Source organism: Ruegeria sp. BA12, assembly GCF_056539625.1.
Window position 1 is genome coordinate 19820 of the sequence record NZ_JBQFVF010000013.1, and the last position, 26488, is coordinate 46307.

General features: G+C 58.7%; 28 protein-coding genes. 14 read left to right on the forward strand and 14 right to left on the reverse strand.

All coding sequences use genetic code 11. The features are described from left to right. Window positions 1-5 precede the first annotated feature (5 nt). Window positions 6-824, forward strand: a complete 819-nt coding sequence (locus tag ACR0B0_RS19060; protein ID WP_480649135.1) for a sulfotransferase family protein — start codon at window positions 6-8, stop codon at window positions 822-824. 164 nt (window positions 825-988) lie between these two features. Here the strand turns inward: ACR0B0_RS19060 and ACR0B0_RS19065 are convergent, their stop codons facing one another. Further along, on the reverse strand, window positions 989-1441 hold the full coding sequence (locus tag ACR0B0_RS19065; RefSeq protein WP_480649137.1) for an NUDIX hydrolase: 453 nt from the start codon (window positions 1439-1441) through the stop codon (window positions 989-991). A gap of 92 nt (window positions 1442-1533) precedes the next feature. Then, complete coding sequence (ilvD, locus tag ACR0B0_RS19070) at window positions 1534-3366, reverse strand: dihydroxy-acid dehydratase (RefSeq protein ID WP_170399353.1); 1833 nt, start codon at window positions 3364-3366, stop codon at window positions 1534-1536. 106 nt (window positions 3367-3472) lie between these two features. Here ilvD and ACR0B0_RS19075 point away from each other — a divergent pair, with 106 nt between their 5' ends. The 4 genes from ACR0B0_RS19075 (at window position 3473) to ACR0B0_RS19090 (ending at window position 6454) form a co-directional block, all read left to right on the forward strand. Continuing rightward, entirely contained in the window at window positions 3473-4036 is a 564-nt protein-coding gene (locus ACR0B0_RS19075) for a helix-turn-helix domain-containing protein (RefSeq protein ID WP_480649217.1), read from the forward strand. A 29-nt stretch (window positions 4037-4065) separates the two neighbouring features. Further along, a complete protein-coding gene (locus ACR0B0_RS19080; protein ID WP_170351845.1) occupies window positions 4066-4335 on the forward strand; it encodes a CBU_0592 family membrane protein in 270 nt (89 codons plus the stop codon). An 80-nt stretch (window positions 4336-4415) separates the two neighbouring features. Beyond that, window positions 4416-5270 carry a 3-mercaptopyruvate sulfurtransferase gene (gene sseA, locus ACR0B0_RS19085; protein ID WP_170552268.1) on the forward strand — a complete coding sequence of 285 codons (855 nt, stop codon included), beginning with the start codon at window positions 4416-4418 and terminating at the stop codon, window positions 5268-5270. Continuing rightward, window positions 5270-6454 (forward strand): amino acid aminotransferase, encoded by a 1185-nt coding sequence (locus tag ACR0B0_RS19090; protein ID WP_170351847.1) that lies wholly within the window; start codon window positions 5270-5272, stop codon window positions 6452-6454. Before sseA ends, ACR0B0_RS19090 begins: the two co-directional genes overlap by 1 nt. Window positions 6455-6525: 71 nt before the next feature. Here ACR0B0_RS19090 and ACR0B0_RS19095 read toward each other — a convergent pair whose 3' ends face one another. Both ACR0B0_RS19095 and ACR0B0_RS19100 read right to left on the reverse strand, forming a co-directional pair. After that, entirely contained in the window at window positions 6526-7854 is a 1329-nt protein-coding gene (locus ACR0B0_RS19095) for an ammonium transporter (RefSeq protein ID WP_480649138.1), read from the reverse strand. Between the two features lie 32 nt (window positions 7855-7886). Beyond that, entirely contained in the window at window positions 7887-8225 is a 339-nt protein-coding gene (locus ACR0B0_RS19100) for a P-II family nitrogen regulator (protein ID WP_170351849.1), read from the reverse strand. Between the two features lie 250 nt (window positions 8226-8475). On the opposite strand from ACR0B0_RS19100, the gene ACR0B0_RS19105 reads away from it, so the two are divergent. After that, entirely contained in the window at window positions 8476-10662 is a 2187-nt protein-coding gene (locus ACR0B0_RS19105; RefSeq protein WP_480649140.1) for a transglycosylase domain-containing protein, read from the forward strand. 61 nt (window positions 10663-10723) lie between these two features. Here the strand turns inward: ACR0B0_RS19105 and leuB are convergent, their stop codons facing one another. After that, on the reverse strand, window positions 10724-11827 hold the full coding sequence (gene leuB / locus ACR0B0_RS19110) for a 3-isopropylmalate dehydrogenase (protein WP_480649142.1): 1104 nt from the start codon (window positions 11825-11827) through the stop codon (window positions 10724-10726). Between the two features lie 91 nt (window positions 11828-11918). On the opposite strand from leuB, the gene ACR0B0_RS19115 reads away from it, so the two are divergent. Further along, entirely contained in the window at window positions 11919-12446 is a 528-nt protein-coding gene (locus ACR0B0_RS19115; RefSeq protein ID WP_170351852.1) for a redoxin domain-containing protein, read from the forward strand. Here ACR0B0_RS19115 and ACR0B0_RS19120 read toward each other — a convergent pair. From ACR0B0_RS19120 to ACR0B0_RS19150, 7 genes are all read right to left on the reverse strand, one after another. Further along, a complete protein-coding gene (locus tag ACR0B0_RS19120; RefSeq protein ID WP_480649144.1) occupies window positions 12443-13336 on the reverse strand; it encodes a LysR family transcriptional regulator in 894 nt (297 codons plus the stop codon). The genes ACR0B0_RS19115 and ACR0B0_RS19120 overlap by 4 nt on opposite strands. Window positions 13337-13393: 57 nt before the next feature. Further along, a complete protein-coding gene (locus ACR0B0_RS19125) occupies window positions 13394-14437 on the reverse strand; it encodes an endonuclease/exonuclease/phosphatase family protein (RefSeq protein ID WP_480649146.1) in 1044 nt (347 codons plus the stop codon). After that, window positions 14434-15264, reverse strand: a complete 831-nt coding sequence (locus tag ACR0B0_RS19130; protein ID WP_170361854.1) for a hypothetical protein — start codon at window positions 15262-15264, stop codon at window positions 14434-14436. Before ACR0B0_RS19130 ends, ACR0B0_RS19125 begins: the two co-directional genes overlap by 4 nt. A 331-nt stretch (window positions 15265-15595) precedes the next feature. Next, a complete protein-coding gene (leuD, locus tag ACR0B0_RS19135; protein WP_170351856.1) occupies window positions 15596-16201 on the reverse strand; it encodes a 3-isopropylmalate dehydratase small subunit in 606 nt (201 codons plus the stop codon). Window positions 16202-16243: 42 nt separating this feature from the next. After that, window positions 16244-16798 carry an HdeD family acid-resistance protein gene (locus ACR0B0_RS19140; protein ID WP_170351857.1) on the reverse strand — a complete coding sequence of 185 codons (555 nt, stop codon included), beginning with the start codon at window positions 16796-16798 and terminating at the stop codon, window positions 16244-16246. Window positions 16799-16835: 37 nt separating this feature from the next. Continuing rightward, window positions 16836-18239 carry a 3-isopropylmalate dehydratase large subunit gene (gene leuC / locus ACR0B0_RS19145; protein WP_170413102.1) on the reverse strand — a complete coding sequence of 468 codons (1404 nt, stop codon included), beginning with the start codon at window positions 18237-18239 and terminating at the stop codon, window positions 16836-16838. Between the two features lie 53 nt (window positions 18240-18292). Then, window positions 18293-18391 carry an isopropylmalate isomerase gene (locus ACR0B0_RS19150; protein WP_170351859.1) on the reverse strand — a complete coding sequence of 33 codons (99 nt, stop codon included), beginning with the start codon at window positions 18389-18391 and terminating at the stop codon, window positions 18293-18295. 90 nt (window positions 18392-18481) lie between these two features. Here ACR0B0_RS19150 and ACR0B0_RS19155 point away from each other — a divergent pair, with 90 nt between their 5' ends. From ACR0B0_RS19155 to ACR0B0_RS19170, 4 genes are all read left to right on the forward strand, one after another. Next, window positions 18482-19831, forward strand: a complete 1350-nt coding sequence (locus ACR0B0_RS19155) for a mechanosensitive ion channel family protein (protein WP_170351860.1) — start codon at window positions 18482-18484, stop codon at window positions 19829-19831. A gap of 164 nt (window positions 19832-19995) precedes the next feature. Next, window positions 19996-20355, forward strand: a complete 360-nt coding sequence (gene rsfS / locus ACR0B0_RS19160) for a ribosome silencing factor (protein ID WP_058276550.1) — start codon at window positions 19996-19998, stop codon at window positions 20353-20355. 44 nt (window positions 20356-20399) lie between these two features. Beyond that, window positions 20400-20870 (forward strand): 23S rRNA (pseudouridine(1915)-N(3))-methyltransferase RlmH, encoded by a 471-nt coding sequence (rlmH, locus tag ACR0B0_RS19165; RefSeq protein ID WP_480649148.1) that lies wholly within the window; start codon window positions 20400-20402, stop codon window positions 20868-20870. A 1-nt stretch (window position 20871) separates the two neighbouring features. Then, window positions 20872-21357, forward strand: coding sequence for a flavodoxin family protein (locus ACR0B0_RS19170; RefSeq protein ID WP_170351862.1), 486 nt, complete (start codon window positions 20872-20874; stop codon window positions 21355-21357). A 3-nt stretch (window positions 21358-21360) separates the two neighbouring features. Here the strand turns inward: ACR0B0_RS19170 and ACR0B0_RS19175 are convergent, their stop codons facing one another. Both ACR0B0_RS19175 and ACR0B0_RS19180 read right to left on the reverse strand, forming a co-directional pair. Then, the gene (locus ACR0B0_RS19175; protein WP_480649150.1) at window positions 21361-21708 is read right to left on the reverse strand and encodes a hypothetical protein; all 348 of its coding nucleotides are present in this window, start codon (window positions 21706-21708) and stop codon (window positions 21361-21363) included. 35 nt (window positions 21709-21743) lie between these two features. Next, complete coding sequence (locus tag ACR0B0_RS19180; protein ID WP_170361859.1) at window positions 21744-22454, reverse strand: DUF599 domain-containing protein; 711 nt, start codon at window positions 22452-22454, stop codon at window positions 21744-21746. An 82-nt stretch (window positions 22455-22536) separates the two neighbouring features. Between ACR0B0_RS19180 and ACR0B0_RS19185 the strand changes: the two genes are divergently transcribed. Genes ACR0B0_RS19185 through glcF form a run of 3 tightly spaced genes read left to right on the forward strand, consistent with a single transcriptional unit; the run spans window position 22537 to window position 26432 of the window. Next, window positions 22537-23985 (forward strand): FAD-linked oxidase C-terminal domain-containing protein, encoded by a 1449-nt coding sequence (locus ACR0B0_RS19185; protein WP_480649152.1) that lies wholly within the window; start codon window positions 22537-22539, stop codon window positions 23983-23985. 25 nt (window positions 23986-24010) lie between these two features. Then, a complete protein-coding gene (locus tag ACR0B0_RS19190; RefSeq protein WP_480649154.1) occupies window positions 24011-25111 on the forward strand; it encodes an FAD-binding protein in 1101 nt (366 codons plus the stop codon). A gap of 4 nt (window positions 25112-25115) precedes the next feature. Continuing rightward, complete coding sequence (gene glcF / locus ACR0B0_RS19195; RefSeq protein WP_480649156.1) at window positions 25116-26432, forward strand: glycolate oxidase subunit GlcF; 1317 nt, start codon at window positions 25116-25118, stop codon at window positions 26430-26432. The last annotated feature ends 56 nt before the right edge of the window (window positions 26433-26488 follow it).

Consider the following 26488-nt stretch of genomic DNA (forward strand, 5'->3'; position numbering starts at 1 on the left):
TGCAGATGGGTTTTCCCGGTACATGGATGACCGAGAGTGAGAGTATGGTGTACCGTGTTGTGCCGAAATGTGCGTGCTCGACCATCGGGCAGATTATGTACTACTCGGACCACGGTCGGTTTTTCGACGGCGATATTCATGACGCCAAGGACGGTATGCACAAATGGGCCTTTGCCGACAGCCAGGCCCGGATTTCCGGCAATATTCGCAAACACGCCTCATACTCTTTTACCTGTGTGCGCAATCCGTACACCCGGATACTTAGCTCGTTCTTCGACAAGATTTGCGGTATTCAGCGCAATGGCAGCCGGTATCGGGGCAATCTGGTCCCGACGCTGATCTATAATTACGGAATCGAAGTGGGCGGCGATGATGGCAAGGGTGAGTTCGACCAGATCGCCAGTTTTCGCCGCTTTTTGCTGTTTGCGCGGGATACGATCCGCTGGCGCCGACCGATGGATCCGGACATTCACTGGTCGGCCGTGTCAGGGCATGTCTCGACTTTCATCGTAAATGGTGGACGCTACGACCGCATTTTCTGGACCGAGAAATTCAATGACGGAATGCAGGGGGTGCTGGACAATCTGGACACACCTCACGCGGTCAGCCTTTTAGATATTCCACGGTTCAACGAATCCGAAGGGCATGGCCCCAAACGTGCGCATCCGGTCGAGGATTATTTCGACGATCTGTCCATGCATTTGGTCTACGAAATCTACAAACAGGATTTCGAACTGTTCCGCTACGATTTTGAGAACCCGGCAAATAAGATGCCGATTGGTGAGATTGATCTGGACGAGGTTCACGCAAAACTAGGCGATTGACTTGCCATAAGGCAGGCACTCCCGCCTATCGTCAATGTCTCTGACGAGACATCTCCTCTAGTTGGGCCCGGCGCTGCGCACTGCGCGGCGCCGGGCCTAAGGCCGACCGTAGCATCGGCGTAGCCGATGGTGCGGGTCGGGCGCGGGAGGCTGTCTGAGATGACTCAGGTAACGATCAGTTCGCGTTTCAGACCGATAGGGTACAAATTTGGTCCGCTATCCGTATCGAGTTCACTGAGGTCGTGCCAACTGGCTCTGCACATGAGTCCGTTATCCTCGGCAAAGGTGATAGCATGTTTTGGTAGGGCAGATGGATTTGATAGAGTCACTTCTGTGGCGAAAATTATCTCATGCCCCAGCTGGCCTTCGTGGCGATAAATGTTCTCCAAAACCAAAGGCGCGCCGGAAATCTGAATGTCAACGCCAAGCTCTTCGTGAAATTCGCGTTTCAGCGCGTCCTGCCAAGTTTCGCCGAACTCAACTGTACCGCCAAGCGGACGGACACCTTTCAGATTGCCACTGTCGTCATGGACGTCGGCGACCAAGAGACTGGGACCTCTCCATAGCAAGCCGATCGCCTTGACCCGAATGCCTTGATACGGACGCCAAATCGTCATCAGAGCTCCTTTTGATCAAGTTGGCATTCAAAAATGAAAAGGCCCCGCTGTGCAATACAGCGAGGCCTATAATCTACCTACCGCAACCCGGTTCAGACCTGACGCACGGCCCCTTTCGCCGCGCTGGTTGTCAACTTGGCATAAGCCTTCAGCGCGGTCGACACCTTGCGCTTGCGCGGCTCGGCCGGCACCCAGCCCTTTTCGTCCTGCTCTTCGCGCCGTGCTGCAAGTTCTTCGTCTGATACGGCCAGATGGATGCTGCGGTTGGGGATGTCGATCTCGATCTTGTCGCCCGGGCGCACCAGTCCGATCTCACCGCCCTCGGCGGCTTCGGGTGAGACGTGGCCAATCGACAGGCCCGATGTACCGCCCGAGAACCGACCGTCAGTCAGCAGGGCGCAGGCTTTGCCCAGACCTTTGGATTTCAGATACGAGGTCGGATACAGCATTTCCTGCATCCCCGGACCGCCGCGCGGGCCTTCATAGCGGATCACCACGACGTCGCCCGCTTCGACTTTGCCGGTCAGAATGTCATTGACCGCCTGATCCTGACTTTCGCAGACATAGGCCGATCCGGTGAAGGTCAGGCTGGCGGGATCAACGCCTGCAGTTTTCACGATACAGCCGTCCCGAGCGATATTGCCAAACAGAACCGCCAGACCGCCATCCTGGCTGAAGGCATGCTCTTTCGACCGGATTACACCGCCTTCGCGGTCGATATCCAGTTCCTTGTACCGGTTCGATTGGCTGAAGGCTTGGGTGGTGCGCACGCCCCCCGGGGCGGCCTTAAACAGCTCTTGTGCCTTGGGGTTGTTGGCGACCTTGATGTCCCAATTCGCGATTGCCTCACCCATCGTGGCGGAATGGACGGTGGCGCAATCTTCGTGCAGCAGCCCCGCTCGGCCAAGCTCACCCAGGATCGAGAAGATGCCCCCGGCGCGGTGAACGTCTTCCATGTGTACGTTTTCAGTGTTTGGTGCCACCTTGCACAGGCAGGGAACTTTGCGGCTAAGGCGGTCCATGTCGGACATGGTGAAATGCACCTCGCCTTCATGCGCGATGGCCAGCAGGTGAAGAACCGTGTTGGTCGATCCACCCATGGCAATGTCGAGGCTCATGGCGTTTTCAAACGCCTCAAAGGTTGCGATCTCGCGCGGCAGGAAGCCTTTTTCGTTCAGATCATAATGGCGTTTTGTGATCTCGACGATGCGGCGACCGGCTTCAAGGAACAGATCTTTTCGATCAGCGTGGGTGGCCAGGGTCGAGCCATTGCCCGGCAGCGCCAGACCCAGCGCTTCGGCCAGGCAGTTCATCGAGTTGGCGGTGAACATGCCCGAGCATGACCCGCAGGTGGGGCAGGCATTTTCTTCGATATGCTGCACCTGTTCGTCAGTGTATTTGTCATCAGCGGCGGCAACCATCGCGTCGACGAGGTCGATCTTTTTGACGTCCAGATCAGCGATGTCGATCTTGCCCGCTTCCATCGGACCGCCCGAGACGAAGATGGCCGGGATGTTCAGGCGCATTGCGGCCATCAGCATGCCGGGGGTGATTTTATCGCAGTTCGAAATGCAGACCATCGCATCGGCGCAGTGCGCGTTGACCATATATTCGACCGAATCCGCGATCACTTCGCGCGAGGGCAGCGAATACAGCATTCCGTCATGGCCCATGGCGATGCCGTCATCCACCGCAATGGTGTTGAACTCCTTGGCGACGCCGCCTGCTGCCTCAACCTCACGCGCGACCATCTGGCCCAAGTCCTTCAGGTGAACGTGGCCGGGAACGAACTGGGTGAACGAGTTGACGATGGCGATGATCGGTTTGCCGAAATCGTCATCCTGCATACCGGTTGCGCGCCACAGGCCGCGGGCACCGGCCATATTGCGGCCATGGGTGGAGGTTCTGGATCGGTACATTGGCATGATGCTGTTTCCCTTTTGCCCCGGTTGCGATATGCGGGATGTGTGCGTTATAGCGCACGTACCACATGTGCGCTATAACGCACAAGAGGATTCGAAAGACGATCAGATGGCACCGGACGATATTACACTGAAACTGCGGGATGTGCGGGCGGCCTCGGGGCTGAGCCTGTCGAAGGTGGCTGAGATGACCGGCGTTAGCAAAGCCATGCTGGGCCAGATCGAGCGTGGCGAATCCAGCCCGACCATCGCGACGCTGTGGAAGATTGCCAAAGGGTTTCAACTGCCCCTCAGTGCATTGATCGGCACGGCGGCACTGCGCGATACGACAACACCTGAAGTGTTCCGCACGGTGACCTTTCCCGGCAGCATCGAGGTTAAGATCGTCTTTCCCTTTGACCCCGCCTTACGGGCCGAGACATTTCATGTGGAACTTGCGCCGAACCAAAGCCACGAATCCGCCGCCCACGCGACTGGCGTGACGGAAGAGGTCTTTGTCCTGAACGGCGCGCTTGAGATTTTGCGTGATGGGAAGTGGGTGGCGCTTGAGGCGGGACAGGGCCTGCGATTTGCGGCGGACCTGCCGCATGGCTATCGCGCCGGTGATCAAGGGGCTGTTTTTTTGAACATGCACCATTATGCACAATTGGATGCGCTGCCCGCGATCGGCTGAACCTGACCCCACATAGTAAAAGGCAAGTTATGGGCGCTTTTCTGGAAACTCTAACACTGGCGGACGCGATTGGCTCAATCGGTGCTTTGGTCGTGGTGGCTGCGTATTTCGCCACTCAGATGCGGATGATGAATTCGGACGATTTGGCATTCCCGGTGCTGAACCTCGCCGGGTCGATCCTGATCGTCTATTCGCTGCTTCAGAATTTCAATCTGGCGTCGATGTTGATCGAATCCTTCTGGATTCTGATCAGTATGATCGGGATCGTTCAGTTTTTCCGTCTCAGACGCGCGCGTTAGGCGGGCTAGGCCCCATCCAGTCTTGAACCCGAATGCGTGCGCGTATAGGGAAAACTCAAGCTCGCTTAGGGGAGGCTTTGATGCAGGACGATCCGAAAACACTCGTTTCCACCGAATGGCTTGCCGCCCATATCAAGGATCCTGATTTACGGATTCTGGACGGATCGTGGTATCTGCCGCAACAGGGGCGGGATGCTAAGGCGGAATATGACGCCGCCCATATTCCCGGCGCGCGGTTCTTCGATATCGATGATATTTCCGATCAGCGTTCGGACTTGCCGCATATGGCACCACCGGTCGAAAAATTCATGTCGCGCTTGCGGGCGATGGGTGTGGGGGATGGACATCAAGTCGTGGTCTATGACGGTGCCGGGTTGATGTCTGCGGCGCGGGTCTGGTGGCTGTTTCGGCTGATGGGTCAGGAAAACATCGCTGTTTTAGATGGCGGCTTGCCGAAATGGCAGGCCGAGGGCCGAGAAATCGAAGACCTGCCACCGATCATTCGGGATCGCCACATGACCGTACGAGTGCAAAACCATTTGGTACGGGATGTGACGCAGGTTTCTGCCGCCGCCAAACTCGCCGATCATGAGATTATCGATGCCCGGTCCGCCGCCCGCTTTGCTGGGACTGCGGCTGAGCCGCGCGAAGGTTTGCGGTCGGGGCATATTCCGGGGTCGCGCAACGTGCCTTTTGACCTGTTGCTGAACAAGAACGGCACGATGAAATCGCCCGACGATTGCCGCGCTGTGTTCGAAGCCGCAGGTGTGGACCTGTCAAAGCCCGCGATCACATCCTGCGGGTCGGGCGTGACCGCCGCCATCCTCAGCCTGGCGTTGGAACGCTTGGGCAAGAAAGATCATTCGCTTTATGACGGCTCCTGGGCTGAATGGGGTGCCTTCCCGACCCTGCCCGTCGCAACCGGAGAGAACTGATGTTCGAGAACCTCAAGCCGCAACCTGCCGACAAAATTCTGGCGTTGGTGCAGATGTACCGCGAAGACCCACGCGATCAAAAAATCGATCTGGGCGTCGGCGTCTACAAGAATGCCGAAGGCGTGACCCCGGTGATGCGCGCGGTGAAGGCCGCCGAAAAGCGCATTCTGGAAGAGCAGGAAAGCAAAGCCTATACCGGTCTGGCCGGTGACCCGGCTTATGCGGATGCGATGATCGGCCTGATCCTGGGCACGTCTGTGCCACGCGGTAACATCGCTGCCGTGGCCACCCCGGGCGGCACCGGAGCCTGCCGTCAGGCGTTCGAATTGATCCGCATGGCCAACCCATCGGCGCGCGTTTTCGTGTCGAACCCGACATGGCCGAACCACCTGTCGATTCTGAACTATCTGGGAATGGAGATGGTCCCCTATCGCTATTTCGACGGCGATACCCGAGGCGTCGATTTCGATGGCATGATCGAGGATCTCAAGACGGCCAAGGCGGGTGACGTGGTGCTGTTGCATGGCTGCTGCCACAACCCGACCGGCGCCAACCTAAACATGGTGCAGTGGCAAGAGGTCGTGAACCTGATCAACGAACGTGGTCTGGTAGCGATGATCGACATTGCCTATCAGGGCTTTGGCGATGGTCTGGAGGCGGACGCGCAGGCGGCCCGTCTGGTAGCCTCGTCGGTCAAGCGCTGCCTGATCGCGGCGTCGTGCTCGAAGAATTTCGGCATCTACCGCGAACGTACCGGCCTGCTGATGGCGATCAGTGATGATGCGGCGCAGACAGCCTTGAATCAGGCTACGCTGGCCTTCCTGAACCGCCAGAACTATTCCTTCCCGCCCGATCACGGTGCACGCGTGGTGACCACCATCTTGAATGACGACGCCCTGCGCGCCGATTGGGCTGCCGAGCTCGAAGATGTGCGCCTGTCCATGCTGGGCCTGCGTCAGCAACTGTCGGATGAGTTGCAGCGGCTGAGCGGCTCGGACCGCTTTGGTTTCATTGCTCAACACCGCGGCATGTTCTCGCGCCTGGGTGCGGCTCCGGAACTGGTCGAGAAACTGCGCGACGATCACGGTATCTACATGGTCGGCGACAGCCGCCTGAACATCGCCGGCCTGAATGCGACCACCGTGCCAATTCTGGCCAAGGCGATTGTCGACGTCGGGGTTTGAAATCCCGCAGTTTTAATCAATGAAAACCCGGACGCGAACGCCCGGGTTTTTTGTTTGAGAGTGGTTGACTCTTAGCCTTTTGAAAACTCGGGATACGCTTCCATACCCAGTTCCGCCATGTCGAGGCCGTTGATCTCGTCCTCTTCGCTGACGCGGATGCCGACGGTGGCTTTCAGGATCATCCACAGGATCATTGCGCCGACAAAGGTGAACACACCGTAAGCAATGATGCCTGTCAGCTGCGTGATCAGGTTGGCTTCACCGTAGAAGATGACGGCGATGGTGCCCCAGATACCGCAGAACAGGTGAACCGGGATGGCACCGACCACGTCGTCGATCTTGAACTTGTCCAGCATCGGAACCGCGAAGACCACGATGATACCGCCAACGGCACCGATCCACAGGGCGCCGAACAGGGTCGGGGCCAGAGGCTCGGCCGTGATCGACACCAAACCGGCCAGTGCGCCGTTCAGCACCATGGTCAGGTCAGGCTTCTTGTACAACAGCTGGGTCATGATCAGCGCCGCGACAGCCCCCGAAGCGGCGGCCATGTTGGTGTTGGCAAAGATGCGCGACACGTCCGAGACATCCCCCACGGTGCCCATAGCCAATTGCGAGCCGCCGTTGAAGCCGAACCAGCCCAGCCACAGGATGAACGTTCCCAAGGTTGCCAGCGCCAGGTTCGAACCCGGGATCGGGTGGACCTTGCCGTCTTTGTTATACTTGCCTATGCGCGGACCCAGGATGATTGCCCCGGCCAAAGCCGCCCAGCCGCCGACCGAATGCACCACGGTCGAGCCAGCGAAGTCCGAGAATCCGGCTTCGGACAACCAGCCGCCGCCCCACTGCCACGAGCCTGTGATCGGGTACATGATACCGGTTAGCACCACAACGAAGGCCAGGAAGGGCCACAGCTTGATGCGTTCGGCAACGGCGCCCGACACAATCGACGCTGTCGCGGCAACGAAGACCAGTTGGAAGAAGAAATCCGAACCGATTGAGGCATAATCCAGAGCCGCTGCATCGGCGCCGACGCCAACGGGATCAAGCACGGTGGTTGAGAAGAACGGACCCAGCCAGCCGGAGATGGACCAGCCATCGCCCGGATACATCAGGTTGAAGCCGATCAGCCAGTACATGATCGCGGCAATCGAAAACAACGCCACATTCTTGATCATCTGCATGGCCACGTTCTTGGAACGCACCAGCCCGCCTTCCAGCATGGCAAAGCCAGCAGCCATGAAGAAAACGAGGAAGCCGCCCATCAGGAACAGCAGAGTGGTAAAGATATACTGGGTGTGCAGTGCGGCCTCGCCTTCGACGGCAGCCTCTTGCGCCAGACCCATCTGCGGCAGCGCGACAATCGCGGCGGCAGGGATGAGAGATTTCATCAGGTTCATAGTCAGTCCTCGAATATTGTGAATGGGGGCGCTCACAGCGCCTCTTCGTTCATTTCCCCGGTCCGCACGCGCAGGGCTTGCTCAACATCGAGGACGAAAATCTTGCCGTCGCCGATCTTGCCGGTCCGGGCGGTTTTGGTGATGGTTTCGACGATCTGGTCGGCCATCGTGGCAGGCACCACAATCTCCAACTTGATTTTGGGCACGAAATTCACTGCGTATTCAGCGCCGCGATAGATTTCTGTGTGACCAGATTGAGAGCCAAAGCCCTTGATCTCGGTCACCATCATGCCTTGCAGGCCTGCGTCGGTCAGTGCCTCGCGCACCTCTTCAAGCTTGAACGGCTTGATTGTCGCAATAATCAGTTTCACGTTGGTCCCCTCTGCGGTCCGGTCTGTTTGCACCTGCAGAAAAAAGAGCGTGCCTGACCGCAGTAAGGAACGGGTAATGAGGGACGACGCCGGGTGAATGCGTGGCGAAGTGCACAATTTTTGCACAAAAAGTGACAATTGAGTAATAAATAGGCACGCTATAGAGGGTGATTGCCGGAATTTCAGACCTCTACTTCACCGGCGTGGCATTGTATTGTGCCTCAAAACGATAACCGGGCAGAGTTTGAGCATGACTGAGTCCAGGCGCCGAAAGGCACCGCTTGTCGCGGATAAAAGGTACCCGTCGAAAGGGCGCAAGCCCGCGGCGACCAAGCGCACCGCGAAACCCGCGGGCAAGAAGGCGGCCGCGCGCAAAACGACGACGCGCAAGACCACGCGTAAGAAAACGCGCCGGAAATCCGGTGGCGGTGGTGGGGGTATTTTCCGCCGTTTCTTCCGGTGGGTCTGGCGGTTGATCTGGGGCATAACCTGGCGTGTCGGCGCGGTGGTTGCGATGCTGTTGGCGCTGGCTGTTGGAGTTGTCTACACCACACTGCCAGATGTGAATGAACTGCTGGACGGTCGGGCGCGGGGGTCGGTCACGCTGTTGGACCGCAACGGCAAGGTCTTTGCTTGGCGCGGGGATCAGTTCGGCGGGGTGATCACGGCGGGCACTGTTTCACCTCACCTAAAGAACGCTGTCGTCGCCACCGAGGATAAGCGGTTTTATCGCCATTTCGGCGTCAGCCCCCGAGGTGTGGCCAGTGCTGTGCGCATCAACCTGAGCGAGGGGCGCGGGCCGCTGTCAGGCCATGGCGGATCAACCATCACGCAGCAGACCGCCAAGCTGCTCTGCTTGGGCGTGCCGTATGTGCCCAGCGAGTGGGAGTCCGAGGCTGCGTATGAATCCGATTGCCGTCAGGGGTCGCTGTGGCGCAAGGCCAAGGAAGCGGTCTATGCGATTGCGATGGAGGTCAAATATTCCAAGGATGAGATTCTGACCATCTATCTCAACCGCGCGTTCCTTGGTGCCGGTGCCCGCGGGTTCGAGGCCGCAAGCCAGCGCTATTTCGGTATCTCTGCAGCCGAGGTGAACCCGGCGCAGGCGGCGATGCTGGCCGGTCTGCTGGTGGCCCCCACGCGTTATGCGCCCACGAACAACCTGCAACGCTCGCAGGATCGGGGGCGTCTGGTGCTGGGGCTGATGGAGGCGCAGGGCTATCTGACAACCGCGCAGGCCAGCAGTGCCCGCAGCAACCCGGCGCAATTGTCCGAGGCCGCAGCGGCACGGGCAGGTGGGTATTTCGCCGATTGGGTCATCACCGAACTGCCCAGCTATTTTGGCGCCGACACTACGGATGATGTGGTGATCAAGACCACGCTGGACCAGCGCTTGCAGAAATCGGCAGAAGAAGCGCTGAAGTACATCTTTCAGGAGAAGGTCCGCGAAGGGTCCAAGGCGCAGGCCGCAATTGTGGTGATGTCGGCAGACGGCGCCGTACGCGCCATGGTCGGCGGGCGCCAAACGCGGGTCTCGGGTGCGTTCAACCGCGCCACGCAGGCATTGCGCCAGACCGGATCGTCCTTCAAGCCGTTTGTCTATGCCACTGCTTTGGAGCTGGGCTATTCACCACTGGATACGGTTGTGGATGAGCCCTATTGCGTCAACATTCCAGGGTCCGGTCAGTGGTGTCCCAAGAACTATACCCATAAGTTCTATGGTCGGGTCACGTTGGCAGATGCACTGAAGAATTCGCTGAACATCCCGGCGGTGAAAGTGGCCGAAGTTGCCGGTCTGGACAATGTCCGCACGGTCGCCAGTGAGTTCGGCATCGACAGCGATCTGGCGCAGGGGCCGGCCTTGGCGCTGGGCGCGTCGGAAAGCACGCTGATCGAGATGACCGGTGCCTATGCCGGTATCCTCAATGGTGGCTCGGCCGTGGAACCCTATGGCCTGTCAGAGTTGAAGCTGCTGGAGGATGATACGCCGGTGATGGTGACCAGCTCGGGCATTGGTGAGCGGGTGATCAACGACAAGGCCGCCAAACAGCTGACCTGGATGATGCAGCGTGTGGTGTCCGAGGGGACCGGCGCACGGGCGCAACTGCCGGGCTGGCAGGTGGCCGGTAAGACAGGCACGACGCAGGCGGCGCGGGATGCGTGGTTTATCGGATTTACAGCGGATTACGTGGCCGGTGTCTGGATGGGTTATGACGACAACACACCCCTGTCCGGCGTGACCGGGGGTGGGCTGCCCGCAGAGATCTGGAAAGAAACCATGCTGCGCGTGACCGAAGGTATGACACCCACACCGCTGCCGATGTTGGCCCCTGACCCACCGGTCAAAACGGCGCAGCCGCGGCAACAACGCCGTCGTCAGGGTAATGGGCTTGAAAACGCCATCAACAACCTGCTGAACAATATCTTCGGCAATTAATGCACCAAAGAAAAAAGGCGGTGCACCGGGCACCGCCTTTCTGTTCGAAAATTAAATCTTATCAGAGGCTGCTGTCCAGCGCCGACAGAATCGCGTCACCCATTTCGGTGGTCGAGACCGGTTGAACACCCTCATCGGCCAGCAGGTCGCCGGTGCGGACACCATCGGCCAGTACTTTCTCAATTGCGGCTTCCAGACGATCCGCCTCGGCCCCCTGATCAAAGCTATAGCGCAGCGCCATGGCAAAGCTGAGGATACAGGCGATCGGGTTGGCTTTACCCTGACCCGTGATATCGGGGGCCGAGCCGTGAACCGGTTCGTACATCGCCTTAGGGCGGCCATTGGCCATCGGTGCGCCCAAGGACGCCGACGGCAACATGCCCAGCGAGCCGGTCAGCATCGCGGCACAATCCGACAGGATATCACCGAACAGGTTGTCGGTCAGGATCACGTCAAATTGCTTGGGTGCGCGCACCAACTGCATCGCGCCGTTGTCGGCATACATGTGCGACAGCTCGACCTCGGGGTATTCCTTGGCCACACGGTCCACGACCTCGCGCCACAGGATGCCCGATTCCATCACGTTGGCCTTCTCCATCGAGCAGACCTTTTTGTTCCGGCGCATCGCCAGTTCAAAGGCCGAGCGCGCGGCGCGTTCGATCTCGGATTCGGTATAGCGCTGGGTGTTGATACCGACGCGCTCATTGCCTTCTTCGAAGATTCCGCGGGGTTCGCCGAAATAGACGCCCGAGGTCAGCTCGCGCACGATCATGATATCAAGACCGGCGACGATGTCTTTTTTCAGCGACGAGAAATCGGCCAGCGCGTCAAAGCACTGTGCAGGGCGCAGGTTGGAATACAGGTCCATTTCCTTGCGCAGACGCAGCAACCCGCGTTCGGGCTTGAGGCTGAAATCCAGATCGTCGTATTTCGGACCACCAACAGCGCCCAGCAGAACGGCGTCAACTTCCTGCGCCTTGGCCATGGTCTCGTCCGACAGTGGCTTGCCGTGCGCGTCATAGGCCGCACCGCCCACCAGATCCTCGCTCACGTCAAAGTGAAGGCCGCGCTTTTCGCCGAACCAATCGATTACTCTGCGCACTTCGGCCATGACTTCGGGGCCAATTCCGTCTCCGGGCAGGATGAGGAGCGAGGGGTTGGACATGAAGGATCTCCTTGCGTTTCGTCGCAAAGGCCCTAGCGTCTGCGCCGCATCGGGTCAATGAGACGATCCGGCCAATTCACGAGGAAAACACATGTTGATACCGGGAAACCCCGTTCCTGAGCTGAAAATTGAAACGGTGAGCCATGGACGTTTCGATCTGGATACCGATAAGGGCGAAAATGGCACGTTGGTGATTCAGTATCGCGGCCTGCACTGCCCGATCTGTATCAAGCAGATGGCCGAGGTCGAAGCGGCGCTGGATGAGTTTGCCGAGCTTGGTATCGAAGTGATCATGATCACCACAGACACGGCCGAGCGCGCCGCGGAAACGGCCGAGAAGGCCGGTGTTTCGCGGCTGCGTGTGGGGCACAGCCTGCCAATGGCTGCGGCGCGGGATGATTGGGGGCTGAACATCTCAACCGCGCGCGAAGGCAGCGCCGAACCTGACCTGTTCGCCGAACCAGGTCATTTCTTCATCGCCCCGAATCGAATGCTTTATTATGCGTGGCAACAGACCACGCCCTTTGCCCGACCTGCCATGTCCGACATTGTTGGCGGTCTGAAATTCACTCTGGGCAACAACTACCCGCCGCGCGGCACCTATACCGGCGCGCTTTAAAGGCTGGCCTTCAACCCGTCCGCCAGCAAATCCCAGACCCTGCGAATACGCGGGGTCTGACGCATGGCCTGCGGTGCGGCCAGCCAGACTGGCAATGTCTGAACATCAACATCCAGCGGTATTACTTCGACATCCGGATCAGCCTTTGCCACTTCGATCTGGGTAAAGCCGATTCCGCATCCCGCACGGACCAGTTGCCAATAGGCGCTTTGCAGGTCACAGCGAGTGGCGAAGCTGTCCCTGCTGGCGGGCCACCCTCGCGCGCGCATCTTAGTGATGATCTGTTCATTGGCGTCAAAGCCTACCAGATCGTGGTCGAACAGTTCTTCGGGGCGTGTTGGCCGCCCGGCGCGATCCAGATAAGTGCGGGCCGCGCAAAAACACAGATGCACATCCCCAAGATAGCGCGAGATCAGGTCCATCTGTTCCGGGCGATACATGCGCACGGCAATGTCGGCCTCGCGATACAGCAGGTTTTCGATGGTATCCGTTGCCACCAGTTCCAACTGAATGGCAGGTTCCTGGGCCCGGATCTGTGCCAGAATCGGCGGCAGCAAGTGATGCGACGCGAAGACCGAAGCGGTGATGCGCACCGTCCCCTCCAGTTGCTGTGCCTGACCCGCCGCCGTCAGGCTGAATGACGTCATCGCCGAATGCATCTGTTGCGCCATCGGCAGCAGTTGCGCGCCAACATCGCTGAGCTTCAGGCCGCGGGCATGCCGGTCGAACAAGGACACGCCCAGCTCATCCTCAAGCGCGTGTATTTGGCGGCCCAGCGTAGGTTGGCTTCGGTCCAGCTGTCGCGCTGCTGCCGAAAGCGAGCCGGTCTGAGCCACGGCCAGAAAGCTTTGGATCAAAGACCAGTCGGCATGAGTAAGAGATTTGTCCATTCAGAAATGAATACACGTTCCGATCCTGGCGGCAATAACAGAAGTGAAATGAATGGATCAGTGCGAAAGCTGCTTGGGCGCAGCAATGTCGACCCAGACCAACCGGTGTCTGCTGGCCTGTTCGGCGGCGATGCGCAGAGGCGTGCCCGGTTTGGGCCAGAACACCCCCGCTGCGGTAACTTGCAGGTCGGCCGAGGGCAGCACGTAATCCACCCGCATTTCACCCACCGCCTTCCAGACTACAGTAGTCTGGGACTCCAATGGTTGATCTGTGTGTGGGTCCTGCAAGCGCGGATCGGCCAGCAGCGCCTGTATTGCCTCTTTCCGCCCATCGCCGCGTGTCGGGTCCAGGTTGGCATCTCCGACGATCACGAAGGGGCCTTGGGGCCTATGCCCCAATTTTCCGTCCAGAACTGCGGACCAAAGGCGGATTTCGTCGCGGTTGCGCAACCCGTTGCGGTCCTCGGGGCCGTCAAACACAGGTGGGGCGGCGTGAAATGTCATCAGATCCAGCGCACCGGTCGGTGTGTCCACAGGTACGATCCAATGGGCCACGGCAGACAGGCGCTGAATGCGCTGGGCCTGTTCCGATGGGAAGGGGCCGTCTTCTGTCACCGGCAGTTGCGCGCCCGGCAGATCGCGCCACAGCAGACCCGTAAACTGCTGCACAGTGTCGGTGCGGATAGGGTGCCGTGACAGCACCGCAAGCCCACCCTGACCGGTGAAACGACCCCAGCCCTGCGCGTCTGCCGGGCCATGGGTGCGCCCGTCTCCGTTCAGATCCAAAGCGGTCTCAAGCCCTGCATTGGGCTGGGCGGCGAAGTGATGGGGATAGTCCAGTCCAGCGGTCCGCAACAGATCGACCAAAGCAGTCAAAGCCTGCCCGTCCATATCCCAGTCGATGCCTTGCAAGCTGACGATATCTGGTCGGGCGGCGACCAGAACGTCGACCACCGCCTGTACCTGTGGATCGCCGCGCCGGATATCGCGCAGCAACAGACCAGGCCCGTCGCGGTTAAGTTCAGTGTTGAAGGTGGCAATGCGCAGCGTTTCTGCCTGTGCCATTACCGGCAACAGCAACAGAAGAAGAATGCGGATCATGCGGCCTGTGTGGACTCAGCCGTGGAATAGGCGCGGCGCTTTTCAACGATCAGATTGGCGATGCGCAATGTCGCCATGCCGCGCATGATCATTGAGGCGGGCAGGAAGGCCCAGGCGCTCATGGTCCAGATCATGGTCTGAGGATTGCTCAGCGAGATCGGGTTGGCATAGTCAGTCAGCAATTTGATCAGCGCTGGAATCAGGAATGGCAGCAGCACCCCGATCGAGATATTCAGGCGCCCGTCCCGTTGCAGGCGGGTGACGACGTCCCCGCCCTTGGTCGGGTCAAACAGAGGCAGGTTGGTCCAGACGTTGAACGCACCGTTGCCGGTAGGCCAGCCGCGCATCTTCACCGCATAGGCAAAGCTGGCAATGGTCACTAGCGCGGCAACATAAGCCACACTGGCTGAGATACGCACCAATTCGATCAGCGGCGCGTTGGCATCGGCGGGCAGCACCAGCACAACCAGCCGAACCGGCGAATAAGGGAAATCGACAACATTGGCGATGCCCAGCCCCAACGCATAGAAAAGCCCGGTCAGATCGCTGGGCGCATAGGCGTTTTTGCAGATCAGCGTCAGGAAAGTGATCATCGACATCAACCCGACAAAACGCAGGCGGTTCACAGGTGGTGCGTCGCGGAATTCGATAAAGCTGGGAAAGGCCGAGTTATATTCAGCAAACGTCAGAAAGAATGCGAGAATGGCGAGAAAGACGACAATCTCGGTGCCATTCGTTGACGATACGGGCAAGTACAACGCGGGGGTTAGCACCATCAGTGCAACCATTATTCCCCGAATTGCCGCCCCAGTTGTGCGCGCAATCACTATCCGAACCCTTTCCAAACCGGAGTAGCCGATTCTGTGCCGACTTACGTTCCAACTTGTGCCCGCCGCGTAATTATTTGACGGATGCCTCTGTCTCGCCAACATTGACGATAAGCGACATTTCGCTCAAGCCAGGGTGCAGAAAACACGTACTTTCGGGCAAAATGATGGCGCAACTGGTGCGGGATTGCATCATTTTCGACGCAAATCCGACGTGTATCTCAATTTGATACCTACATCTTGTGGTTCTCGAGCTTTTAACCCCAAGAATGCGAATGGGGCCGCCGAAGCGACCCCATTAGGTTGAGTGTCCACAGATTCATCCACAGAATCACACCCAGGGGCGGGCCTGGCCTGCGTGATCCTCGAATTTGTCGATGTGATGGTCTTTTTCCATCGTGAGGCCAATATCGTCCAAACCGTTCAGCAGGCAGTGTTTGCGGTGTGGGTCGACGTCAAACTCGATCACGACGCCATCCGATGTTGTGATCTGCTGATCTTCCAGATGCACGGTCATGCGGGCGTTCTGACCCTTATGGGCATCTTCCATCAGCAGCGCGTGATGTTCTTCTTCGACCACGATCGGCAGAATGCCGTTCTTGAAGCAGTTGTTGTAGAAGATGTCGGCAAAGCTGGTCGAGATCACCACCTTGATGCCGAAATCCTTGATTGCCCAGGGCGCGTGCTCGCGGGACGAGCCGCAGCCGAAATTGTCGCCTGCCACCAGAATCTCGGTTTCACGATAGGCGGGTTGGTTCAGGACGAATTCTTCGTTCTCCTGCCCGTCATCGTGATAGCGCATCTCATCAAACAGCACGACGCCAAGGCCGGACCGTTTAATGGTTTTCAGATGCACTTTCGGAATGATCATATCGGTGTCGATATTGATCAGTGGCATTGGGGCAGCCACCCCGTGGACTTTGTCAAACTTTTCCATGTTCACACTCCTGCGGGAGAAGGCTGCGCCCGTGCCCCGCGTTTAAGCCTGTTTCGCTTCTATTGTTTCGTCTTTGGGTGCGTTCTTGATGAAGAGCGCCATGAAGACCAATCCGAACCCGTTGAACAGCATCTCAATGCCCAGGAAGATCCCCAGAATGCTCAGCAGAGCCTGGGGTTCCTTGCCCACATACGTCCAGATGATAGCGGCGAGGACGATCGACAAGATGCCCGAGATCATCGTGGGCCAGAAAAACTGCGTTCCTTTCATTTGGAACGACAGAATGACCCGCGCGATGCCACCTGCCATAAACAGAACCAGCATCACCGTCGCCAAGGTCAAGGTCCCCTGCAGCGGGTGATCCAGGAAAGACCAGCCCAGAAACAGCATCACCACACCCATGATGAGAGACAGGATCTTGTTGCCGGTGCCTTCGACGGTGAACCCGCCGACAACCTGCAACGCGCCTGCAATCAGCAGCAACACCCCGGTCACCACCGTCACCGCAACTGAAGCTGCAATCGCATTGCCCAGCGCAAAGACGCCAAATGCTATCGACAGCAGCCCCAGTAGGAACCATTTGATCCAGTCACTCATGTGTTCAATCCCTCAAATATCTAGATATGAGGGGACCTTACATCAATTCACGGACGTCTGTCAGCCGTCCCGTGATTGCCGCCGCGGCAGCCATTGCCGGGCTCAGCAGGTGGGTGCGTCCGCCACGGCCCTGACGGCCTTCAAAGTTGCGGTTTGAAGTCGCGGCACAGCGTTCCCCCGGTGCCAGCTGATCCGGATTCATCGCCAGGCACATCGAACACCCAGCCAGACGCCATTCAAAGCCTGCTGCTTTGAAGATATCCGCAAGACCCTCTTCTTCGGCCTGCGCGCGCACCAGGCCCGAGCCGGGAACGATCATGGCCCGCAGACCATCTTTGATCTTTTTGCCCTTCAGAATTTCGGCGGCAGCGCGCAGGTCTTCGATCCGGCCATTGGTGCAGGACCCGATAAAGACGGTGTCGATTTCCACATCGCTCAGCTTTTGGCCGGCTTCCAGGCCCATATATTCGATCGAGCGGCGGGCCGCCTCGACCTTGCCGCCTTCGAAATCCTCAGGGTTCGGCACGGTTGCGGTGATCGGCAGGACGTCTTCGGGGCTGGTGCCCCATGTGACGACTGGCGCAATGTCTTCGCCGCGCAGAGTGATAACCTTGTCAAAATGCGCGTCTTCGTCGGTGTAGAGCGTTTTCCACCAGTTCAAAGCCGCTTCCCATTGCGCACCTTTAGGAGCGTGCGGGCGACCTTTGACATATTCAAACGTCGTTTCGTCCGGCGCTATCAGGCCCGCCCGGGCGCCACCTTCGATGGCCATGTTGCAGACGGTCATGCGACCTTCCATCGACAGATCACGGATCGCTTCGCCACAATACTCGATGACATAGCCGGTGCCGCCAGCCGTACCGGTCTCACCAATCACGGCCAGAGTGATGTCCTTGGCGGTCACGCCTGGCTGCAATTTGCCGGTGATCTCGACCTTCATGTTCTTGGATTTCTTCTGGATCAGAGTCTGTGTGGCCAGAACATGCTCGACCTCAGACGTGCCGATACCGTGGGCCAGCGCGCCAAACGCGCCATGGGTGGCGGTGTGGCTGTCGCCGCACACAACGGTCATGCCGGGCAGGGTCCAGCCCTGTTCCGGGCCGACGATATGCACGATGCCCTGACGGACGTCATGCACTGGGTAATAGTGAATGCCGAAATCCTTGGCGTTCTTGTCCAACGCTTCGACCTGAATGCGCGATTCCGGGTTTTCGATCCCGTTCACGCGGTCCGGTGTAGTCGGAACGTTATGATCCGGCACGGCGATGGTTTTTTCCGGGGCGCGCACCTTGCGGCCCGCCATGCGCAGGCCTTCGAACGCCTGCGGGCTGGTCACTTCGTGAACCAGGTGGCGGTCGATATACAGCAGGCAGGTGCCATCATCGGCTTCGTGCGCGACATGGGCATCCCAGATTTTGTCATAGAGTGTTTTGGGGGACATTGGTCCTCTCCCGTATTTAAATGAGAAATAGCTGGCGAGTGGCTGGACGCGCCTTATAGGCGGGCCAGAACCGTGCGGGCGGCCCCAAAGAACCGTTCACGCAGGCGCGTGCGGTCTTGCAACGTCGGTGCAGGGGCCAGATTGAGTCTCATGCGCACCAGATATATCGGGCTTTGCTGTCAATCAAGGTTCAATCCGGTGTCAGACTTGCATCATTGAGCAACGCTGTCCAAGCTGGAACCATGAATCAGGACCTGATCCCCAGCTCGCTGTCGGACCTTTATGAAAACATGGTCGCGGGCTTTTCCGTGCAATTCGAAAACCTTGTCGAACTAATTGTCACCCCCGGTTGGCGACAGCACCAGTTGGTCATCATTGTTGTTCTTTGGGGGTTGGCCCTCCTTTTGAAATTGGCAACGCAAGGCCGGTGGGAGACCTGGGCCCGGTCCCGCTCGGGCTGGCCGAAATGGCGGCTGCGTACATTGGTGCAGTTAATGCAGCGCCTGACGCTGGTTTATTTCGTGGTGATGTCCTGGGCGTTGTATCTGTTGATGCAGCAAGTCACCTGGCCGTCGCGCAGTTACATTATCGGCGTTTTTGCGACTTTGGCCTTGGCGTGGCTGGCCATTGCCCTGGTGGCGCGGCTGGTGCGCAACCGGACCCTGCGGCGGATATTCAAATGGGCCATGTGGGTCTATGCAACGCTGATTGCGCTGAATCTGACCGATGACGTGGCCGATTTTCTGGACGGGGTAGCGATTTCCATTGGCGATCTGCACATCTCGGCGCTGGGGATCATCAAGGCGGTTCTGCTGATCGGTATTTTGCTGACGCTGGCCCGTATTGGCACCCGCGCGGCCGAGCGGGGGCTGATGAACAATGACGACATCACCCCATCCATGCAGGTGTTGTTGGCCAAGGGCATTCAGGTGCTGCTGTATGGCGCTGTCTTTCTGGCAGCCATCCGCACGCTTGGGTTTGACCTGACCGGTATTGCGCTGCTGTCCGGTGCGATTGGTGTGGGGATCGGGTTCGGGCTGCAAAAGGTGGTGTCCAACCTGATATCCGGGATCATCATCCTGATGGACCGGTCGATCAAGCCGGGCGACGTGATCTCGTTGGGCGACACGTTCGGCTGGATCAATGCGCTGGGCGCTCGTTATGTCTCGGTCGTGACGCGGGACGGGCGGGAATACCTGATTCCGAACGAGGATCTGATCACCAATCAGGTGGTGAACTGGTCGCATTCCGACAAATTCGTGCGATTGGACCTGGAGTTCGGCACCAGCTACGACGACGACCCGCATAATGTCCGTGCAACGGCCATCGGTGCGGTCAAATCCGTGACGCGCGTGTTAAGTGGCGGTAAGCACGAGCCGGTCTGCCACATCACCGGGTTTGGTGACAGCAGCGTGGATTACGTCCTGCGGTTCTGGATCAGTGACCCGACCAAGGGCCTGACCAATATCCGCGGCAATGTCTATCTGGCCCTGTGGGATGCGTTTAAATCCAAAGGTATTTCCATCCCCTTCCCCCAGCGCGAGGTTCGGTTGTTGTCCGACGCAGCCACGCAACAGGTCGCCAAAGAGTGATCCCCTGTGCGCCCCGCATAGCGGCGTTTCATTGAAATGTTGCATTCCCCTTGTTACCTTATTAGTACCCCGGCGCCGGGGTTTTACGGCGCGCAGCAAAGGAGGACTATGTTCTGTCTCTACATACCCAGGCGGGTTTGCCCGCCGATGACCGGGCCAATGTAATGGCTCACTCTCAGTCAATCAGCGACAAGCTGCTTGAACGTATCCTTTCCTCACTTTCCGATGACAAGGCCGAAGATGTCGTGCAGATCAACCTGCAAGGCAAGTCCTCGGTTGCGGATCACATGGTGATTGCCTCGGGTCGGTCGACCCGTCAGGTCTCGGCCATGGCGGAAAAGCTGACGGATCGCATCAAGCAGGAATTCGGTTTCACTTCGAAGGTCGAAGGCAAAGATGCCGGCGACTGGGTGTTGATCGATACGGGCGACGTGATCGTCCATATCTTCCGCCCCGAAGTGCGTGAATTCTATCAGCTGGAAAAGATGTGGCTGCCTCAGGGCGGCAGCGCCTCGGCGAACTGAGGCGCCATCCCGGCCTGCATTAACAGGCCGGCGGCGAGAGAAATATGCGTATAAGCATTTGTGCGGTCGGGCGATTGCGTGCCGGACCGGAGAAGACCCTGCTTGACGATTACCTGACCCGATTTGACCGGACCGGCCGCGCACTGGGCCTTGGTCCTGCACGTGTGATCGAGGTTGAGGACAAGAAAAACGCAGGCATGGGGGCCGAAGGTGCGCTGCTGCGCAAGGCACTGCCCAAGGGGGCTGTGATCTGCACCCTGGACGAACGCGGGCGGGTGATGTCCTCGCCGGATTTTGCCAAGAAACTGGGCGGATGGCGCGATGCCGGGCGTCAGGATTTGGCGCTGATCATTGGCGGGGCGGACGGAATAGACCCTAATCTGCGGGACGAGGCCGATTTTTCTATCTCATTCGGGTCAATGGTCTGGCCCCATATGCTGGTCCGTGTGATGCTGGCCGAGCAAATGTACCGGGCTGCAACCATCCTGTCGGGCGGCCCTTACCACCGGGTCTGACATGGCGCAGCTTTTGATCGTCTACCATTCGCGCACCGGCGGCGCCCGGCAAATGGCCGAAGCCGCGGCTGAGGCCGCGCAGGATGAGGCCGAAACCATCCTGAAACCCGCCGATCAGGCCGGACCGGACGATCTCCTTCGCGCCGATGGTTACCTGTTCTGCGCGCCCGAGAATCTGGCCGCGATTTCGGGTTTGATGAAAGAGTTTTTCGACCGCAGCTATTATCCCGTACTGGGCAAGATCGAAGGCCGTCCCTATGCCCAGATGGTGTGCGCTGGGTCCGATGGCGAGAACGCCGCGCGCCAAATCGCCCGGATCGCAACTGGCTGGCGGTTGAAAGAGGTGCAACCGCCACTGATCATCTGCACCCATGCGCAAACGCCCGAGGCGATTTTGGCGGAAAAGACTGTTCCAGACGACCAATTGGACCAATGCCGCGAGATTGGTGCTGCTTTGGCTGCGGGTCTGACTCTGGGCGTGTTCTGAGCCTCAGTTCAGATCAACGACCGTAGTGTCTTCGTTCCAACCATCAACATTGCAGCGTGCCTGAATCTGAACCTGTGTGGCACCTTCGGGAATGGCCACACCGCTTAGCGACCGGGTAAAGGGCTGCTCATTCTCATGCGGATGATGCAGCACGCGCATCCCCAGTTCGCTGCCGTCCATATCCAGCACGCGCCAGCCATCAGCGTAATGATCCCAGCCGGTATCGGGATGGCGGATCGTCACGTCGAATCGCCATGTATCGCCGCTCTGACGGGCTGAGACATTCTCGATCACCGACGGATCGGCAAGGGCAGGGCTGGCCAGAAAGGCGCTGAGAATCAGGTATCGCATGCGCTGACCATAGGGTGTGCGACGCACCCGCGTCATCACGAACCTGTGTTGGGTGGCAGGTCCATCAGGATCGATCGTGAATGCGAGGCAAATTCCCGCCGGTATAACACGCCAAAGGTGACGGTGGTGCCGATGATCAGGGCAACCGGCCCCAATATCCATGTCACCGAGGCCAGCGCAAAATAGGTCGCCCGAAGGGCACGGTTAAAGCTGCGTGCGGCGGTGACGCAGATCTCGGCGGCTTGCGCAGCGCGGGGATAGGCCTGCGGGTCTTCGGGGTCATTGGGCACGGCGGCCATCAGCACACCACAATAGCCGAACAGGCGATGCGCCCAGACATACTTCAGAAACGCGTTGGACAGAAATGCCAGTACGATCAGAATCTTGATCTCCCAGACCAAGGCCGGGGCGCTGCCTATGGCCAGATCCTGCGCCACCCCGGCCAGACGTTCGGTATTGCCCAGCAAGGCCAGCCCGCCGCCAATGGCAATCATCGTGGTCGAGGCGAAAAACGTGCTGCCCTGCCGCATGGTGCCAACCATCTGCGCATCAAACATGCGCGGTTGGCGCGTTACCATCTCGTGCATCCAGTTGCGGCGAAAATCATCCATCATCATCGTGACGGAATTCTTGCGCGGTGAGGGATTGTCGATCCGCCAGCCGATCCATTGCCACGCACAAAACAGCAGCACAATGGCCGCATAGTCGAGCGGTGAAAACACAAGGGCACGTTCAATCCAGGTCATGATCGCGACACTACGCGCGGCCAAGAGAACTTGCCAGATGTAGAAATTGGTAATATCATTTTACCAAATCGGAGGGCTCGCCATGGACATGCCAACGCCAAACCCAGATATTCTGCGCCGCAGGGACGCCGTTTTGCAGCAATTGCTGGAGGTTTTGCCCCAAGATGCCGTGATCCATGATGCTGCTGAAACCCTCGCGTATGAATGCGATGCGCTGACGGCGTACAAGTGCCCTCCGATGCTGGCAGTATTGCCGGCGACCACGCAACAGGTCTCGGACGTGCTGCGCATCTGCCATGCCGAAGGCGTGCCGGTGGTGCCGCGCGGTTCGGGCACGTCTCTGGCGGGCGGGGCATTGCCGACGGCGGATTGCGTCATTCTGGGCATCGCCCGCATGAACGAGGTGTTGGAGACCGATTATGACAATCGCTTTATCCGCGTTCAGACCGGCCGCACCAATCTGAGCGTGACCGGGGCCGTTGAGGAAGAGGACTTCTTTTACGCACCCGATCCTTCGTCACAACTGGCCTGCGCCATCGCGGGCAATGTCGCGATGAATTCCGGCGGGGCGCATTGCCTGAAATACGGTGTGACGACCAACAACTTGCTGGGCGTGACCATGGTTTTGATGGACGGCAGTGTGGTTGAGATCGGCGGCGCGCATCTGGACGCAGGTGGATTGGACCTGCTGGGGGTGATTTGCGGCTCGGAAGGGCAATTGGGTGTCGTGACCGCAGCAACGCTTCGCATACTGCGCAAACCCGAGGGCGCCCGGCCGGTTCTGATTGGCTTCGACAACAACGAAGTCGCTGGGCATTGTGTCTCGGACATCATCAAATCGGGCATTCTGCCTGTCGCGATCGAGTTTATGGACACGCTGTGCATCAGGGCTTGTGAGAATTTTGCCAAAGCAGGCTATCCCGATTGCACGGCGCTGCTGATCATCGAGGTCGAAGGGTCCGAGGCTGAGATCGACTATCAGCTGTCGAAGATCGTCGAGATTGCCAAACGCCATAACCCGGTGGAAATTCGCGAAAGCCAATCGCCTGAGGAAAGCGCCAAGATTTGGTTGGGCCGGAAATCGGCCTTTGGGGCCATGGGGCAGATGAACGACTATATGTGTCTGGACGGTACGATCCCGGTCTCGTCCCTGCCCGAAGTGTTGCGCCGGATCGGCGAGATGAGCCAAGACTACGGCCTGCCCGTCGGCAATGTGTTCCACGCGGGTGATGGTAACATGCACCCTCTGATCTTGTTCGACGCCAACAAACCCGGTGATCTTGAGAAATGCGAGGCGTTTGGCGCCGACATTCTGCGGCTATGCGTCGATGTAGGCGGCTGCCTGACGGGTGAACACGGGGTAGGCGTGGAAAAGAGGGATTTGATGACACATCAATACGCGCCGCAAGACCTGGAAGCACAGATGGCGATCAAGGATGTGTTTGATCCGAAATGGTTGCTGAACCCCGCCAAAGTGTTCCCTCTGGACGCGTCAGCATCCCGGCGCGAGGTGCGTCTGGCTGCTGAATAAAAGGCTCTAACACAAAAGATATGCGATGAAACCCAAGACGGAAACCGAACTGGCCGAAATGGTGGCCGGACTGAGCCATCCGGTGCGTATTGCCGGTGGCGGCACCCGTGGTATTGGCGGGCCAGACGCAACCATTCACACCGCGGACCTAAGCGGCATATCCCTTTATGAGCCCGGCGCGCTGACCCTTGTGGCGCAGGCCGGCACACCCTTGGCCGAAATTGAGGTCGCTCTGGAAGCAGAAGGCCAGCAATTGCCGTTTGAGCCTATGGATCATCGTGGTCTGCTGGGCACGGGCGGAGAGCCCACCATCGGCGGTGTCGTGGCGGCCAATATCTCGGGCCCACGGCGTATTCAAGCCGGGGCCTGCCGGGATTTCCTGCTGGGTGTGCGGTATGTCGATGGCAATGGGCAGGTGATCAAGAACGGTGGCCGGGTGATGAAAAACGTCACCGGATACGATGTGGTCAAACTGATGGCAGGGTCCTGGGGCACGTTGGGGATATTAACCGAAGTGTCGCTGAAAGTGCTGCCAAAGCCCGAATCCACCGCGACCTTGGCTGTACAGGTCGCGGATGCTGAAGACGCAGTGCAAGCCATGTCCGCAGCGCTGAAATCTCCATTTGAGGTCAACGGGGCCGCGTATGACCCTCAAGATGGGCGCACCTATTTGCGGATCGAGGGGTTTTCCGATTCGGTGTCCTATCGCTTTGGCCAGCTGAGATCAGTATTGACCAGATTTGGTGAGGTCACAGAAATCCCGGATTCTGCGGACCTGTGGCAAGGTCTGCGTGATGTTAAGCCGTTTCAGGGTCTAGACGGCGACGTCTGGCGGATTTCGGTCAAGCCAAGCGACGCGCCCGAAGTTTCGAGGAGTCTGGCGGCGGACCAGCTTTTGTTCGATTGGGGCGGGGGTTTGATCTGGGCGCGGGTCTCACAAGGAACCGATCTGCGCGCACGTTTGGGTGCATTTGACGGCCACGCAACACTGGTACGGGCTGGAGCAGATACAATAGAAACTTTGGGTCAATTTCAGCCTGAACCTGTCGAAGTTAAGGCTCTAACACAGGGATTAAGACAGCGTTTTGATCCACGCGGCCTCTTCAATCCGGGCCTGATGGGATAAATTGATGCAGACGACATTTACCGAAGAACAGCTAAAGGACCCGGCGACCCAGCGCGCGAATGAAATTCTGCGCAGCTGTGTTCATTGCGGGTTCTGTACTGCCACCTGCCCCACCTATCAGGTACTGGGCGACGAACTCGACAGCCCGCGCGGACGTATCTATCTGATCAAGGACATGCTTGAGAATGAGCGTGTGCCGGATGAAAAAACGGTACGACACATCGATCGTTGTCTGTCCTGCCTGGCCTGTATGACAACTTGTCCGTCCGGCGTGCATTACATGCATCTGGTTGATCACGCGCGGGACTATATCGAACAGAATTACGATCGCCCCTTCAGTGATCGTGCGCTGCGCTGGATACTGGCGCAAATTCTGCCCTACCCGACACGATTCCGCTGGGCGCTACTAGGGGCGAAACTGGGTCGCCCGCTTCGTTTCCTCATGCCGGATGCGCGGCTGCGGGCGATGTTAGATATGGCGCCCAAGCATATCCCTCCGGTCAGCCGAAATGACGAACCGCAAAGCTTTGTGTCCAAGGGACCGCGCAAGAAACGCGTGGCTTTGATGACGGGCTGTGCGCAAAAGGCGCTGAACACCGATATTAACGACGCAACCATTCGCCTGCTGACTCGGTTGGGGTGTGAGGTTGTGGTGGCCAACGGGGCCGGGTGCTGTGGCGCGCTGACCCATCACATGGGCAAGACCGGCGACAGTCACAAAGCGGCCCAAGCCAATATCAAGGCCTGGACGGCCGAGATGGATGGCGGTGGACTGGACGCCATTGTTATCAACACCTCAGGTTGCGGCACGACGGTCAAGGATTACGGGCACATGTTCCGAAACGATCCGCTGGCAGAAGACGCCGCGCGGGTGGCGGATATCGCGATGGATGTCAGCGAATTGCTGATGCTTCTGGACCTTCCCGAAGGTACGAACCAGAACTTGACCGTTGCCTATCACGCGGCATGCTCTCTGCAGCATGGGCAACAGATCAAAACTCATCCCAAGACTTTGTTGAAAAAGGCTGGATTCACTGTATTAGAGCCTGCTGACAGCCATTTGTGCTGTGGCAGCGCTGGTACGTATAACCTGATGCAGCCGGAAATCTCGGGCCAGTTGAAGCAGCGCAAAGTGAAAACGCTTGAGGCCAAGAAGCCCGACATGATCGCGGCGGGCAATATTGGTTGCATGATGCAAATCGGCTCGGGTACAGATATTCCCGTTTTGCACACGGTTGAATTGTTGGACTGGGCCACCGGTGGCCCCAAACCACGGGCCTTGCAATCGGGTGATGGGGCACAGATTCCGATCCTCAGATAAGCCTGGTTGATGCAGCGGCGCATCAGTTTTCGGACGAAACCAAACCCGGCACGGCT

Bases quoted from the DNA above. Each gene is read 5' to 3' on its own strand.
- ACR0B0_RS19140 (WP_170351857.1), bottom strand. From the start codon at position 16,798: ATGAGTGACTGGATCAAATGGTTCCTACTGGGGCTGCTGTCGATAGCA.
- ACR0B0_RS19170 (WP_170351862.1), top strand. From the start codon at position 20,872: ATGGCGCAGCTTTTGATCGTCTACCATTCGCGCACCGGCGGCGCCCGG.
- ACR0B0_RS19180 (WP_170361859.1), bottom strand. From the start codon at position 22,454: ATGACCTGGATTGAACGTGCCCTTGTGTTTTCACCGCTCGACTATGCG.
- ACR0B0_RS19155 (WP_170351860.1), top strand. From the start codon at position 18,482: ATGAATCAGGACCTGATCCCCAGCTCGCTGTCGGACCTTTATGAAAAC.
- leuB (WP_480649142.1), bottom strand. From the start codon at position 11,827: ATGTCCAACCCCTCGCTCCTCATCCTGCCCGGAGACGGAATTGGCCCC.
- leuD (WP_170351856.1), bottom strand. From the start codon at position 16,201: ATGGAAAAGTTTGACAAAGTCCACGGGGTGGCTGCCCCAATGCCACTG.
- ACR0B0_RS19120 (WP_480649144.1), bottom strand. From the start codon at position 13,336: ATGGACAAATCTCTTACTCATGCCGACTGGTCTTTGATCCAAAGCTTT.
- ACR0B0_RS19095 (WP_480649138.1), bottom strand. From the start codon at position 7,854: ATGAACCTGATGAAATCTCTCATCCCTGCCGCCGCGATTGTCGCGCTG.
- ACR0B0_RS19105 (WP_480649140.1), top strand. From the start codon at position 8,476: ATGACTGAGTCCAGGCGCCGAAAGGCACCGCTTGTCGCGGATAAAAGG.
- ACR0B0_RS19190 (WP_480649154.1), top strand. From the start codon at position 24,011: ATGAAACCCAAGACGGAAACCGAACTGGCCGAAATGGTGGCCGGACTG.
- ACR0B0_RS19115 (WP_170351852.1), top strand. From the start codon at position 11,919: ATGTTGATACCGGGAAACCCCGTTCCTGAGCTGAAAATTGAAACGGTG.
- ACR0B0_RS19060 (WP_480649135.1), top strand. From the start codon at position 6: ATGGGTTTTCCCGGTACATGGATGACCGAGAGTGAGAGTATGGTGTAC.
- glcF (WP_480649156.1), top strand. From the start codon at position 25,116: ATGCAGACGACATTTACCGAAGAACAGCTAAAGGACCCGGCGACCCAG.
- ACR0B0_RS19090 (WP_170351847.1), top strand. From the start codon at position 5,270: ATGTTCGAGAACCTCAAGCCGCAACCTGCCGACAAAATTCTGGCGTTG.
- ilvD (WP_170399353.1), bottom strand. From the start codon at position 3,366: ATGCCAATGTACCGATCCAGAACCTCCACCCATGGCCGCAATATGGCC.
- ACR0B0_RS19185 (WP_480649152.1), top strand. From the start codon at position 22,537: ATGGACATGCCAACGCCAAACCCAGATATTCTGCGCCGCAGGGACGCC.
- rlmH (WP_480649148.1), top strand. From the start codon at position 20,400: ATGCGTATAAGCATTTGTGCGGTCGGGCGATTGCGTGCCGGACCGGAG.
- ACR0B0_RS19075 (WP_480649217.1), top strand. From the start codon at position 3,473: ATGGCACCGGACGATATTACACTGAAACTGCGGGATGTGCGGGCGGCC.
- sseA (WP_170552268.1), top strand. From the start codon at position 4,416: ATGCAGGACGATCCGAAAACACTCGTTTCCACCGAATGGCTTGCCGCC.
- ACR0B0_RS19125 (WP_480649146.1), bottom strand. From the start codon at position 14,437: ATGATCCGCATTCTTCTTCTGTTGCTGTTGCCGGTAATGGCACAGGCA.
- ACR0B0_RS19080 (WP_170351845.1), top strand. From the start codon at position 4,066: ATGGGCGCTTTTCTGGAAACTCTAACACTGGCGGACGCGATTGGCTCA.
- ACR0B0_RS19150 (WP_170351859.1), bottom strand. From the start codon at position 18,391: ATGAGACTCAATCTGGCCCCTGCACCGACGTTGCAAGACCGCACGCGC.
- ACR0B0_RS19175 (WP_480649150.1), bottom strand. From the start codon at position 21,708: ATGCGATACCTGATTCTCAGCGCCTTTCTGGCCAGCCCTGCCCTTGCC.
- ACR0B0_RS19065 (WP_480649137.1), bottom strand. From the start codon at position 1,441: ATGACGATTTGGCGTCCGTATCAAGGCATTCGGGTCAAGGCGATCGGC.
- rsfS (WP_058276550.1), top strand. From the start codon at position 19,996: ATGGCTCACTCTCAGTCAATCAGCGACAAGCTGCTTGAACGTATCCTT.
- leuC (WP_170413102.1), bottom strand. From the start codon at position 18,239: ATGTCCCCCAAAACACTCTATGACAAAATCTGGGATGCCCATGTCGCG.